This is a genomic window from Cryobacterium sp. MP_3.1, from assembly GCF_035984795.1.
Classification (GTDB): domain Bacteria; phylum Actinomycetota; class Actinomycetes; order Actinomycetales; family Microbacteriaceae; genus Cryobacterium; species Cryobacterium zongtaii.
In genome coordinates this window covers 135339-147574 of record NZ_JAXCHV010000003.1, presented here as the reverse complement: position 1 = coordinate 147574, position 12236 = coordinate 135339, and the positions used below count along the sequence as shown (strand labels likewise).

Below are 12236 nucleotides of genomic sequence, written 5' to 3'. Positions count from 1 at the left end.
GAAGATCGGTGGCCGTTCCGGTCCCAGACTCTTCACCAAATAGTGTGGTTGGCTTGTGGTTTTCACCCCCCGAATAGAGGTAGTTGTGGCTGTAGCTCGACCAGCACGGATCGGCGTCATCGCCCTGATCCTCGGCGGACTCGTCGTGGGAACCGTGGCCCTGGCGACGTCCGGCGCGGATCGAACCGGTTCGGCTCAACGCGGGTCCACTGCGGCGGATGCCGCTGCCACGGCCGAGACCGCGCCACGCGAGACTCCGGCGATAACGGCCGCGCCCGTCGACGTTGACCCCGCCGTGCAGGCTCAGCTGAGTTACGCACTGGCGCACTGGAAGGATTACAACACCGACGAGTACGGTGTGGTCACCGGAAACGACTGCGTGAACTTCACCAGTCAGTCCCTGGTGGCCAGGGGCTGGGCCATGGACGAGACCTGGTGGACCAGCGGAACCGGCTCCGACTTCGAATTCTCCTCACCGTGGGTGAGTTCGACCGCTTTCATGAACTACCTCGCGGACTCCGGCCGTGCCACCGCCCTGACCGACGACCAGCGCGATCAGGTGAAGCTCGGTGATGTCGTCCAGTTCGACTGGGACAACACGGGTGACCGTGACCACACGGCCGTCGTCTCCCGCATCGAGGGAACCGGCGACGACATCGTGATCTACTACGCCGGGCACACCGACGACACCGACTACCTCTCGGTGGACTTCGCGATCACCGAGAAGCACCCGGGCGGAACCGCGTACTACTGGAGCATCCCGTAGCCCACCGAGCCCGGTGACCGGTCGAGGCTAGCTGATCGCCGCGTCGACGATGGCCTTGGCCTCGATCTGCACGAGCTTGAGGTGCTCCGGACCCTTGAACGACTCGGCGTAGATCTTGTAGACGTCTTCGGTGCCGCTCGGGCGGGCGGCGAACCAGGCGTATTCGGTGAAGACCTTCACCCCGCCGATGGCGGCGCCGTTGCCCGGGGCGTTGCTGAGCGCGCCGATGATCTTGTCGCCGGCGAGCTCGGAGGCGGTGATTGCGGCGCCGTCGAGCTTGCCCAGGGCGGTCTTCTGCGCCGGCGTCGCGACGGCGTCGATGCGCTCGTACGCCGGGGCGCCGAAGTGCTCGGCCAGTTCGGCGTACCGCACGCTGGGCGACTTGCCGGTCACGGCGACGATCTCCGCGGCGAGCAGGGCCAGCAGGATGCCGTCCTTGTCGGTGGTCCAGACCGTGCCGTCGAAGCGCACGAAGCTCGCGCCGGCGCTCTCCTCGCCACCGAAGGCGACCGAGCCGTCAATCAGGCCGGGAACGAACCACTTGAAACCTACCGGGACCTCCCACAGCTCACGGCCGAGGAACCCGGCGACGCGGTCGATCATGGTGGAGGAGACCAGGGTCTTGCCGATCGCGGCATCCGCCCGCCAGCCGTCGCGGTGGCTGTAGAGGTATTCGATGGCCACGGCCAGGAAGTGGTTCGGGTTCATCAGGCCGGCGTCCGGCGTGACAATGCCGTGCCGGTCGGCGTCGGCGTCGTTGCCGGTGAGGATGTCGAAGTCGTCCTTGTGCGCCAGCACCGACGCCATCGCCGAGGGGCTGGACGGGTCCATCCGGATCTTGCCGTCCCAGTCCAGCGTCATGAAGGCCCAGGTCGGGTCGACCAGCGGGTTGACCACGGTGAGGTTGAGCTCGTAGCGGTCGCGGATGGCGCCCCAGTAGCCGACGCTCGCGCCGCCCAGCGGATCGGCGCCGATACGGATGCCGCTCTTCTTGATGGCCGCCATGTCGATGATGTTCTCGAGGTCGTCGACGTACTGGCCGCGGAAGTCGTAGGTCTCCACAGCGCTGGGCTCGGCCATGAGCACAGCCCGCATCTCGTCGGCGATGATCTCATTGGCGCGATTGGCGATCCAGGAGGTGGCGTCGCTGTCGGCCGGTCCCCCGTGCGGCGGGTTGTACTTGAAGCCGCCGTCCATGGGCGGGTTGTGGCTCGGGGTGACGACGATGCCGTCGGCCTGGTCGTCGTGTCCGGCCCGGTTGTAGGCGAGGATCGCGTGCGACAGCGCCGGGGTGGGCACGAAGTCGTCGAACTCGTCGACCAGCACCCGCACGCCGTTGCCCACCAGAACCTCGAGGGCCGTGGTGGTGGCCGGGGCGCTGAGGGCGTGGGTGTCGGCGCCGATGAACAGCGGCCCGGTGATGCCCTGGGCGGCGCGGTACTCCACGATCGCCTGCGTTGTGGCCAGGATGTGGTTCTCGTTGAACGCGGTGTTCAGCGAACTGCCGCGGTGCCCGGAGGTGCCGAAGACGACCCGCTGGGCGGGCACCGACACATCCGGCTTGAGGTCGTAATACGCCCTGATGAGGGCCTCAACGTCGATCAGATCGGATTTCTGGGCCGGGGTGCCTGCGCGTGCGTTCATAGTGCCCAGTCTTGCACTCCAACTAGGCTGTGAGCCATGCCAGAGACTCCCGATGTGCACTACAGCTTCCTGGGACCGGCGGGAACCTTCACCGAGGCCGCCCTCGCCCAGGTTCCCCAGGCCAGGGGCTTGCCGTGGCGCGCGGTCAACAATGTGGGAGAGGCCTTCGCCGACGTCGTGAGCGGGCGCAGCGTCGCCGCCATGATCGCCATCGAGAATTCGGTCGACGGCGGGGTGAGTGCCACCCAGGACGCCCTGGCCAGCGTGCCGAACCTGCGGATCATCGGCGAATACCTGGTACCGGTCAACTTTGTGCTCGTCGCCAGGCCCGGAACCGCCCTCGAGGACGTCAAGATCGTCAACGCGCATCCGGTGGCCTACGCGCAGTGCCGCAGCTGGCTCGAAACAACGCTGCCCCGGCACGGGCACATCCCCTCGTCGAGCAATGTCTCCGCCGCCGCCGCCCTGTTCGAGCCGGGACCAGCGGATGCCGCCGTCGCGCCGCCCGGCATCGAGAAGCACCACGACCTGGTCGTGCTCGCCCGCAACATCGGTGACAACCCCAACGCCGTCACCCGGTTCGTGCTCGTCGGACGCACCACCGTGATCCCGGAGCCGACCGGCGCCGACAAGACCAGTGTGATCGTGGAGCTCCCGGAGGACCGGGCCGGCGCCCTGCTGGAGATGCTCGAGCAGTTCGCCACCCGCGGCGTCAACCTCAGCCTGATCCAGTCCCGGCCGATCGGTGACGCCCTCGGCCGGTACCGGTTCGTCATCGACGCCGACGGGCACATCCTCGACGAACGGGTGGCGGACGCCCTGCTGGGGTTGCGACGGTTCAGCCCCAAGGTGATCTTCCTCGGTTCGTATCCACGAGCCGACAAAGCGGCCAACGTGTTCACCGACCGGTACGACGACGGTGTCTTCATCGAAGCCAGGGACTGGCTGCGCGGTCTGGTCTCGGGGGAGCCGACAGCGTGACCGCGCCTGGGGGGCCCGACCGGCCGGCGTTCGACCCGCGGCACGACGCCAGGTTCCAACGCGGCTACCAGCCCGGTGACGCACCCCGGCCGGCCGCTCACCCCGGGCTGATCGGCGCGCCGCCGGCGAGACCTGCCGCCGCGGCCGGCGAAGCCGCAGCGCCGTTCGATGACCTCGTCGTCGGCACCGACGACGCATTCGACGATCTCGACCCCCTGGCCTTTGACGGCGACAGCTTCCAGGACGAGCTGGAGCCCTCGGGGTGGAACCCATTCATCGCGCTGCTCTGGGTGGTGGCCCTCGCGCTTCCGGCGGGTGGCATGGTGTTGCAATGGCAGGCCGTGAGCGGAATGTTCGGGAACAATTCGTATTCGGGAAACGGGGAACCGCCGGTCGCGTTCGTCCTCCAGCAGTTCAGCTACCTGGTCGCGCCGCCGCTGATCTCGAGCGGGATCGTGATTCTCGGTGGACTGCTGTTCTGGCACGCCTGGGGCTGGCGGGCTCGCCGGCGCCGAAGCGCCCAGGGCCTCTGACGGTTCACCGGACTCCGGCCGATCCGTCCGTCGGCATCGGCCGTCCGGCCGGTACCCGCACCAGCAGGGCGCCGGCATCCGCCCGGAGGAACACGCTTATCACCAGCCCGAATTCGTCGCCGTCCAGCTCGAATTGCTGCGGGTGGTCCGGCACGATCCGGATGTCGGTGCCGACCAGCGTCGTCATCGCACGTTCGCTGTCGGTATCGGTGAGCTCGATGATCCGCCGGCCCACGGCGGAGCGCCGCAGGACCCCGTTCTGCCAGGTCACCCGGCGCCAGATCATGAGCCAGCCGAGCACACCCTTGGGCTGCAACACGGCGATGTCCAGGACGCCGTCGTCGAGGAGGGCGTCGGGCAGGAACTGGATGTTTCCGGGCAACACCCCGCAGTTGGCGATCAGGATGGTGCTCACCAGAGCCTGGTGCTCGCTGCGGGTGCCCAGGCTGTAGCGGATGCGGAACTGTTCGGCCTTGGGGATGGCGCGCATCCCCGCATCCACGTAGGCCAGCCAACCGACCTGCTTCTTCAGGTCCGGGCGCGTCTCGGCGATCATCTGGGCGTCGAGGCCGAGCCCGGCCATCACCAGGAAGACGTGGTCGTTGATGCTGTTGTCGGCGTAGGTGACCGACGCCACGCCGAGGTCGATGGCCTTGTCGGCCCCGGCGAAGGCGATGCTGATGGCGTCGTCGAGGCTGTTCAGGGGCAGCTGCAGATTGCGGGCCAGCAGGTTGCCGGTGCCCACCGGCAGGATGCCCAGGCTCACCTCCGACCCACGCAGCGCCTCGGCCACCGCCCGCACGGTGCCGTCGCCACCCGCAGCGAGCACCATGGTCACACCCTGGCGCAGCGCCTGCCGGGTGACCCGCTGGCCGGGGTCGGCCACGGAGGTCGCCAACCAGAGCGGTTGGGCCCAGCCCGCCGCGGCGGCCGCGGCGTTCACGACGAGGCGAAGCCTGTCGACATCCGTCTTCACGGGGTTGTAGACCACCGCGGCACGGCGCACGCTCGAGGGGATGTCGCTGGGTCCGGAACTGGAGGCTGGCACCCGCTCAGGCTAGCAAGGGGGCAACGGCTGGCGCTTGTAGACTGACCGAGTGATTGATCCGGTGCTGCTACGCGAAAATCCCGACCTCATCAAGCGATCGCAGGAGGCGCGGGGCGACTCTGTCGAGGCCGTCGACGCCGCGCTCGCCGCGGACGCCGACCGGCGATCCTCGATCACCGCCTTCGAGGCGTTGCGGGCCTCGCAGAACGCCTTCGGCAAGACCGTGGCACAGGCGCCGCCCGCCGAGAAGAAGGCCCTCGTCGCCCAGGCGCAGAGCCTGGCCGCGGAGGTCAAGGCGGCCGGGGTGACCGCCGCGGAGGCCGAGGCGCGTTTCACGAGCGTGATGCGCACCATCGCCAACCCGATCATCGACGGCGTGCCCGCCGGCGGCGAAGACAACTTCGCCACCCTGCGCACCCACGGGGAGATCCCCACCTTCGACTTCGAGGCCCGCGACCACCTCGAACTGGGCGAGATGCTCGGCGCCATCGACATGGCGCGCGGCGCCAAGGTCTCCGGTGCCCGGTTCTACTTCCTGCGCGGCATCGGCGCCCGGCTCGAGATCGCGTTGATGAACATGGCGCTGGACCACGCTCTCGCGGCCGAGTTCATCCCGATGATCACGCCCACCCTGGTGCGCCCGGAGATCATGGACGGCACCGGGTTCCTCGGCGAGCACGCCGACGAGATCTACCACCTGCCCGCCGACGACCTCTACCTCACCGGCACCAGCGAGGTCGCCCTCGCCGGCTACCACAGCGATGAGATCCTCGACCTGTCCGACGGCCCGCTGCGCTACGCCGGCTGGTCCACCTGCTACCGCCGCGAGGCCGGGTCGGGCGGCAAGGACACCCGCGGCATCATCCGGGTGCACCAGTTCAACAAGCTCGAGATGTTCACTTACGTGCTGCCCGAAAACGCCGAGGCCGAGCACAACCGCCTCGTCGCCCTGCAGGAGGGCATGCTGCAGGCCCTCGGCCTGAGCTACCGGGTGATCGACGTCGCCGCAGGCGACCTGGGGTCCAGCGCCGCCCGTAAGTACGACATCGAGGCCTGGGTGCCCACCCAGGGTGCCTACCGGGAGCTCACCAGCACCAGTAACTGCACGACCTTCCAGGCCCGGCGCCTCGACATCCGTTACCGCACCGAGACGGGCAAGACCGCCCCGGTCGCCACCCTCAACGGCACCCTCGCCACGACCCGCTGGATCGTCGCCATCCTGGAAACGCACCAGCAGGCCGACGGTTCGGTTCTCGTGCCGGAAGCACTGCGCCCCTACCTCGGCGGGCTCGACGTCCTCACACCCATCCGATGAGCCCCACGACCGACGCGCCCTGGCTGGTCGCCCTCGACATCGACGGCACCACCCTGCACGAGGACGGCACCATCAGCGAGGCCGTGATCCGCCAGGTGCGCCGGGTGCACCAGGCCGGCCACGAGATCATGCTCGCCACGGGCAGAAGTGCCGCCGCCACCCTCCCGGTGCTCGAGCGTCTCGGGATCACGCCGCAGTTCGTGGTCTGCTCCAACGGCGCCATCACGCTGCACCGAGACCCGGATGCCCCGACCGGGTACCGCCGCGAATGGGTCGAGACCTTCGACCCCAGCGACGTGTTGCTCTCCATCCGCTCGCACCTCACGGATGCCCGCTACGCGGTGGAGGACGAGCACGGCTTCTACCGGTACACGGAGGTGTTCCCCGACGCCACGATCGGCATCGACAGTGAGCACGTCGCCTTCGACGAGCTGTTGCGCCACGACGCCACCCGCGTCGTGGTCGTCTCGCCGGACCACGACATGGAGGACTTCCTCGCGGTGGTCGAGCAGATGGGTCTGAACCGGGTGAGCTACGCGATCGGCTGGACCGCCTGGCTCGATATCGCCCCCGACGGTGTGAACAAGGCCACCGCCATGGAGCGGGTGCGCGCCGAGTGCGGCATCCCGCGCAGCCGGGTGATGGCCGTCGGCGACGGGCGCAACGACATCGACATGCTGCTCTGGGCCGGCGCGGAGGGCCGCGGTGTGGCCATGGGCCAGTCCCCGGACGACGTCCTCGAGGCCGCCAGCGAGCTCACCGTGAGCGTGCAGGACGACGGCCTGGCCGTGGTCCTGAGCAGCCTCTAGGGCTCTAGTCCGCACGGTAATTCGCGGGGGTCGCCCGCCGTGCAGGGCGTTGCCAGTTTCGCGTGTCAGGCTACTTATTCCGTGATCGGCTAAGATCGGGCGAAGTTCGATGTTGGATCCGGCCCGTCACGGGGCGGTCCCGCGTTGAATCGGGAGGGCTGTCCGAGCGGCCGATGGAGCCAGTCTTGAAAACTGGTGGGCAGAAATGTCTCGTGGGTTCGAATCCCACGCCCTCCGCGCCGCGAGGCGCTGCACCTGCATAACGACGAAAGGATCTGCGTGAGCGACCAATTGCGCCCCCGCTCGAAACGATCGAAGCAGACCAGCCCGATCGCCCGGCACGGCAGGCTCAAGCGGTCCAACGCATTCGCCAACATCGCCAAGGTGCTCGCCGCCGCCCTCGCCGTGGTCATGGTCAGCGGTGTCTCGGTCGCGGCCCTCGCCACCCTCAACGTTGCCACCAGCGTCAAGGACCCCATCCGCCTGGACAGTGAGACCGCCGGTCCGATCCCGCAGATCAGCTCCATCGACGGTGGGGCCAACCTGCTTCTCGTCGGCAGCGACAGCCGTGTCGGTCAGGGCGGCGGCTACGGCGATCCCGAGGAAGAGACCGCGGTCCTCAACGACGTCACCATGCTGCTGCACATCGCCGAAGATCACAGCAGCGCCACCGTGGTCAGCTTTCCCAGGGACACCTACGTGCCCATCCCGGAATGCACCGGCCCCGACGGGGAAACCTACTCGGCCATGAGCAGCCAGAAGATCAACACCACCCTCAGCTACGGCGGGCTCAACTGCACGGTCTCGACGGTCGAGGAACTCACCGGCCTGCCGATCCAGTACGCCGCCGTCGTGCAGTTCAACGGCGTCGCGGCCATGTCAGAGGCCGTCGGCGGGGTGCCCGTCTGCATCGCGGAGCCCATCGTCGACGAACACACCGACCTGGACCTCGCGGCCGGCGAGCACGAGCTCAAGGGCCTGGAGGCCCTGCAGTTCCTGCGCACCCGCTACGGCGTCGGCGACGGCAGCGACCTCGGTCGTATCAGCAACCAGCAGGTCTTCCTGTCCTCACTCGTGCGCACCCTCAAGAGCGCCGAGACGCTGAGCGACCCGATCAAGCTGTACTCGATCGCCAAGGCCGCCGTGGACAATATGGAGCTGTCGACCTCGCTGCAGAGCATGGACACGATGGTTTCCATCGCGATGGCGCTCAAGGACATCCCGCTGGAGAAGGTCGTCTTCGTGCAGTACCCGGTCTACAACGTCGACGGGGGCGTCGAACCCGACGAGTCCGCCGCCGACGACCTGATGGCGTCCATCCTCGCCGACGCGTCGCCGACCCTGGCACCCGGTGAAGCCGACTTCCGCTCGGTGGCCGACCCTGCCGCCGCCGCGACCGAAGCGCCCGTTGAGCCGGTTGACCCTGCCGTGCCCGCGCCGACCGACCCTGCCGCGACCGATCCGGCCACCACCGAAGAGGCGCTGCCCAGCAACGTTTACGGGCAGGACGCGTCCCAGTACACCTGCTCGGCCGGACGCACTCTGGCCGACCAGTAGCACCGCCGGCACCCGCCCGTGGGGATGGTGTTCAAACTGACGCCGCGGTGCGGTTAGTATGGTGGATGTGTGTTTGCGCAAGCAGGCATCCGGGAGACGTCGCATAGCCCGGCTTAGTGCACCACCCTGCTAAGGTGGAGTGCCCTTCACAGGGCACCGAGGGTTCAAATCCCTCCGTCTCCGCACTTCGAAAAGCCCGCCAGACCCCCGGTCAGGCGGGCTTTTCTGTGTTCCGTTCAGGGAGTGGTCGAGAGCTTCACGATGGTGGCCGGGGTCAGATCGACGGTCACCCGATCGGGATGGATGCCCGCCGCCGCGAGGGCGGCCTGCAGCGCGGCGGTGTCGGGCACCGGCGGTGCGCCCACCACCCGCAGGGTCACCTCGGTGCCCCGGGTGGAAACGCCGGTGACCGTCCAGCCGACGCTGGCGGCCCACTTCTCGCTCACGGTCTGCACGGTGCCCTCCACGTTGCTGCGGGCCGTGACCTCGACGCTGGTGAGAGTGAGGGGGATGCCGATCAGCAGCAGCATCACGGCGAGCACCGCCACCGGGCGCAGCAGGCCGGGCGCTCCGGGGGCGCCGGGCGCTTTCCGGCGAGTGAGCCGGCTCACGCCGTAGACCGACATCACCACGATGCCGGTGCCGAGGATCGCGACAACGTTGGTGACGAAGAGCAGCAGCGCCCCCAGGAACTGGGGGACGGAGCCCGACTCGAGGACCAGGCCGGCCACGGTCAGCGGCGGGACCAGGGAAATGGCTATCGCGACGCCGGGCAGCGTATCGGAGATGTCTCGGCGCACCAGCGCCACCGAGCCGACAATGCCGGTGCCGAGGGCGGCCAGCAGATCGATCAGACGGGGATTCACCCTGGCCGAGACCTGGGCGTTCGTGCTGGCGAGCACGTCGGTCTGCACGAGGAGGCCGACCGCGAAGCCGATCACCACGGCCGCGGCGGCGCCGCCCAGCACCAACACCAGGGAGCGGATCAGGTTCGTCCGGTCGCCGAGCACCGTCGCGAGCATCGTGCCGAGGATGGGTGTCATCAGCGGAGCGACGATCATCGCGCCGATCACCGTGGCGGTGGAATCGCCCACGATGCCCGCCGAGGCGATGATCGACGCGAGCACCAGCAGCATCCAGAATCTGGAGTACCTCGCGCTGGACGCCGGCCCGTCGAAGAAGACGGAGTCGCGCATGCTCTCGGTGGTGTTGAATCGGTCGGCCACGCTGCGAACCTAGCCTTCGTGCGAACCGGACGGTAGGCGGGGCAGAATGGGGCATGGCCACCAGACTGCTGCTGATCTCCGATACGCACGTTCCCCAGCGGGCCCGGCGGCTGCCCGAGCAGGTCTGGCGGGCTGTCGACGAGGCCGACCTCGTGCTGCACGCCGGGGACTGGGTCGACCTCAGCCTGTACGAGGAGCTGACCCGCCGGGCACCGGCGCTGTTGGGCGTGTTCGGCAACAACGACGGCGCCGACTTGCGCCGCGTGCTGCCGGAGATCGCCCGGGACACCATCGAGGGCGTCCGCTTTGCGATGATCCACGAAACCGGTGCCGCCACAGGGCGCCAGAAGCGCATGGACGCGGCCTTTCCGGACACCGATGTGCTCGTCTTCGGGCACAGCCACATCCCCTGGGACAGCGTGTCGCCCCGGGGTCTGCGGCTGCTGAACCCGGGGTCGCCGACCGACCGGCGGCGGCAACCCGCACACACCTACCTGACGGCTGTTGCCGACAACGGGCAGCTCACCGACGTCACCCTCGTGCCGGTTCTGCCGGACGAGGTCAGGCGCGGGTGACGGGCTGGACGAGGAACCTGGCCACGAACTCGTCGGCGGCCACCGGCCGCGAATAGAGGAAGCCCTGCGCGAGCAGGCAACCGCGCTCGCGCAGCCACTCTGCCTGCGCCTCGGTTTCGACACCCTCGGCGATCACCTGCAGTCCGAGGGTCGCCGCGAGTCGGATCGTCAGGTCCGCGACCGGGGAATCCCGTTCGGTATCGATCGCGGCCACGAAGGACTGATCGATCTTGATCACGTCCAACTCGATCTCGGTCAGCCTGGACAGGCTCGAGTGGCCGGTACCGAAGTCGTCCATCGAGATGATCACGCCCGCGCCGCGCAGCACCCGGATGGTGTCGCGCACGGCCGCGGCATCGCTGCCGAAGTGGGTCTCGGTGACTTCGATGTGCACCAGGGCGGGCGGCAAACCCGCGCTGGCGCACTCGGCGAGAACGAACTCGCCGTAGCCGGCCGAGGTCAGTTCGCGCGCCGAGGCGTTGATCGCCACGCTCACAGGGTCGGCGTCTCCCCGCAGCCGGCGCCAGTTCGCGGCCTCCGCGACCGACTCGCGGACGACCCATTCGCCGAGGACCACGATGGACCCGCTCGCCTCGCAGAGCGGGATGAACTCGGCGGGTGACACCAGTCCCCTGGTGGGGTGCTGCCACCGCACCAGGGCCTCTGCGCCGATCGCGGCGCCGGTGACCAGATCGACCACGGCCTGGAAGCGGAGGAAGAACTCACCGTTTCGCAGACCGTCCCGCACGGCTGCCGGGGAGGCGTAATAACCACCGTGGATGATCATCTTGCCGCGGCCGCCCACACGCTGGGCCTCGAAGAGCGCCTTGCCGGCACGGCCGAAGAACTCGCTCTCGGACTCGCTGCCCTCCCTGGACGAGATGCCGGCCGAGAACTGGGCCACCTGACCCTGCACCCGCTCCATCAGTTCGCGGGCAGCGGCGGCGGTGAACCCGGGCAGCAGGATCGCAAACGCATCGCCCTCCACACGGCCCATGGTGGCCGCGTTCGGTAGCGCCTTGACCACATCGGCGACGAAGGTGACGATGGCCATGTCGCCGCCCTCCCTGCCACGGCGCCGGTTCACCAGGGCGAACTCGTTGATGTCCAGCCTCACGAGGGACAGGGGCTCTGTGGGTGCGGTATCCCGCATGGCAGCGCTGAGCACCTGTTCGAATCCGGCGAAATTGTTGATGCCGGTGAGTTCATCGGTCTCCGCCAGAAGTGCACTGCGGGCGAACCAGGAGAGTCCCAGGCCGGTCGCCAGCATGAGGAGCGACGTCATGGCGACATCCGCCGGGTCGGCGCCGGGGTGGAGCGCCAGCACGATGAGCGACAGGGGGATGAACACGGCCGGGTAGAACAGGGATTGCGCGGCGGGAATGACCGCGAAAGCGATCAGAGCCAGCAGGCTGGGGGTCCACGCGAAGGTGAAGGTGATCGGCTCGGAGCCGGTCGCCGTCTGGCAGAGCAGGCCCATGACGCCCATCCAGCACAGGGCGAGGTGGCGCAGCGGCACCCGCATCCGGCGGCGGAACCCGGCGCCGAGGGCCCCGGTGACCAGAAGAGACGCTCCGACGGCCAGAAGCACGACATTCGGATCATCGTTCTGCACCCAGTCGTGCCAGGCATACAGGAACAGGGGCAGCCCGAAGCCGAGCTGAGCGACACCGAGCAGGAAACCGGCAGACTCGGCGGCGTTGAACAGCCCGGGACGGTAGCCCACCGATAGGCGCTGCGCAGAGCGTGCCATGCACCCACCCCCTGCCCCCAGTTGTCGGC

Annotated in this window: 11 protein-coding genes and 2 tRNA genes; 9 read left to right on the top strand and 4 right to left on the bottom strand. The window is 68.6% G+C overall.

Annotated features, from left to right (window positions below):
• The first annotated feature begins 85 nt into the window (after nucleotides 1-85).
• Nucleotides 86-766 carry an amidase domain-containing protein gene (locus RCH12_RS03840; protein WP_165788990.1) on the top strand — a complete coding sequence of 227 codons (681 nt, stop codon included), beginning with the start codon at nucleotides 86-88 and terminating at the stop codon, nucleotides 764-766.
• 27 nt (nucleotides 767-793) lie between these two features.
• On the opposite strand, the gene pgm is transcribed toward RCH12_RS03840, so the two are convergent.
• Nucleotides 794-2410 (bottom strand): phosphoglucomutase (alpha-D-glucose-1,6-bisphosphate-dependent), encoded by a 1617-nt coding sequence (pgm, locus tag RCH12_RS03835; RefSeq protein ID WP_327016082.1) that lies wholly within the window; start codon nucleotides 2408-2410, stop codon nucleotides 794-796.
• 36 nt (nucleotides 2411-2446) lie between these two features.
• Between pgm and pheA the strand changes: the two genes are divergently transcribed.
• Both pheA and RCH12_RS03825 read left to right on the top strand, forming a co-directional pair.
• Complete coding sequence (gene pheA, locus RCH12_RS03830; RefSeq protein ID WP_327016081.1) at nucleotides 2447-3391, top strand: prephenate dehydratase; 945 nt, start codon at nucleotides 2447-2449, stop codon at nucleotides 3389-3391.
• Nucleotides 3388-3924: a hypothetical protein gene (locus RCH12_RS03825; protein WP_327016080.1), complete on the top strand. Its 537-nt coding sequence runs from the start codon at nucleotides 3388-3390 to the stop codon at nucleotides 3922-3924. Before pheA ends, RCH12_RS03825 begins: the two co-directional genes overlap by 4 nt.
• A gap of 4 nt (nucleotides 3925-3928) precedes the next feature.
• Here the strand turns inward: RCH12_RS03825 and RCH12_RS03820 are convergent, their stop codons facing one another.
• Nucleotides 3929-4972 (bottom strand): diacylglycerol/lipid kinase family protein, encoded by a 1044-nt coding sequence (locus tag RCH12_RS03820; protein ID WP_327016079.1) that lies wholly within the window; start codon nucleotides 4970-4972, stop codon nucleotides 3929-3931.
• 49 nt (nucleotides 4973-5021) lie between these two features.
• Here RCH12_RS03820 and serS point away from each other — a divergent pair, with 49 nt between their 5' ends.
• The 5 genes from serS (at nucleotide 5022) to RCH12_RS03795 (ending at nucleotide 8836) form a co-directional block, all read left to right on the top strand.
• Entirely contained in the window at nucleotides 5022-6287 is a 1266-nt protein-coding gene (serS, locus tag RCH12_RS03815) for a serine--tRNA ligase (RefSeq protein WP_327016078.1), read from the top strand.
• Entirely contained in the window at nucleotides 6284-7096 is an 813-nt protein-coding gene (locus RCH12_RS03810) for an HAD family hydrolase (RefSeq protein ID WP_103430249.1), read from the top strand. Before serS ends, RCH12_RS03810 begins: the two co-directional genes overlap by 4 nt.
• 152 nt (nucleotides 7097-7248) lie before the next feature.
• Nucleotides 7249-7333: transfer RNA gene (locus RCH12_RS03805), tRNA-Ser, on the top strand.
• 42 nt (nucleotides 7334-7375) lie between these two features.
• Complete coding sequence (locus RCH12_RS03800; protein ID WP_243399051.1) at nucleotides 7376-8653, top strand: LCP family protein; 1278 nt, start codon at nucleotides 7376-7378, stop codon at nucleotides 8651-8653.
• 92 nt (nucleotides 8654-8745) lie between these two features.
• Nucleotides 8746-8836, top strand: a tRNA-Ser gene (locus tag RCH12_RS03795).
• A gap of 53 nt (nucleotides 8837-8889) precedes the next feature.
• Here RCH12_RS03795 and RCH12_RS03790 read toward each other — a convergent pair.
• A complete protein-coding gene (locus RCH12_RS03790; RefSeq protein WP_327016077.1) occupies nucleotides 8890-9879 on the bottom strand; it encodes a DUF389 domain-containing protein in 990 nt (329 codons plus the stop codon).
• Nucleotides 9880-9932: 53 nt separating this feature from the next.
• On the opposite strand from RCH12_RS03790, the gene RCH12_RS03785 reads away from it, so the two are divergent.
• Nucleotides 9933-10454 (top strand): metallophosphoesterase family protein, encoded by a 522-nt coding sequence (locus RCH12_RS03785; protein ID WP_103430248.1) that lies wholly within the window; start codon nucleotides 9933-9935, stop codon nucleotides 10452-10454.
• Here the strand turns inward: RCH12_RS03785 and RCH12_RS03780 are convergent.
• Complete coding sequence (locus RCH12_RS03780; RefSeq protein WP_327016076.1) at nucleotides 10441-12207, bottom strand: putative bifunctional diguanylate cyclase/phosphodiesterase; 1767 nt, start codon at nucleotides 12205-12207, stop codon at nucleotides 10441-10443. The two genes, RCH12_RS03785 and RCH12_RS03780, sit on opposite strands and share 14 nt — an antisense overlap.
• Between the last annotated feature and the right edge of the window lie 29 nt (nucleotides 12208-12236).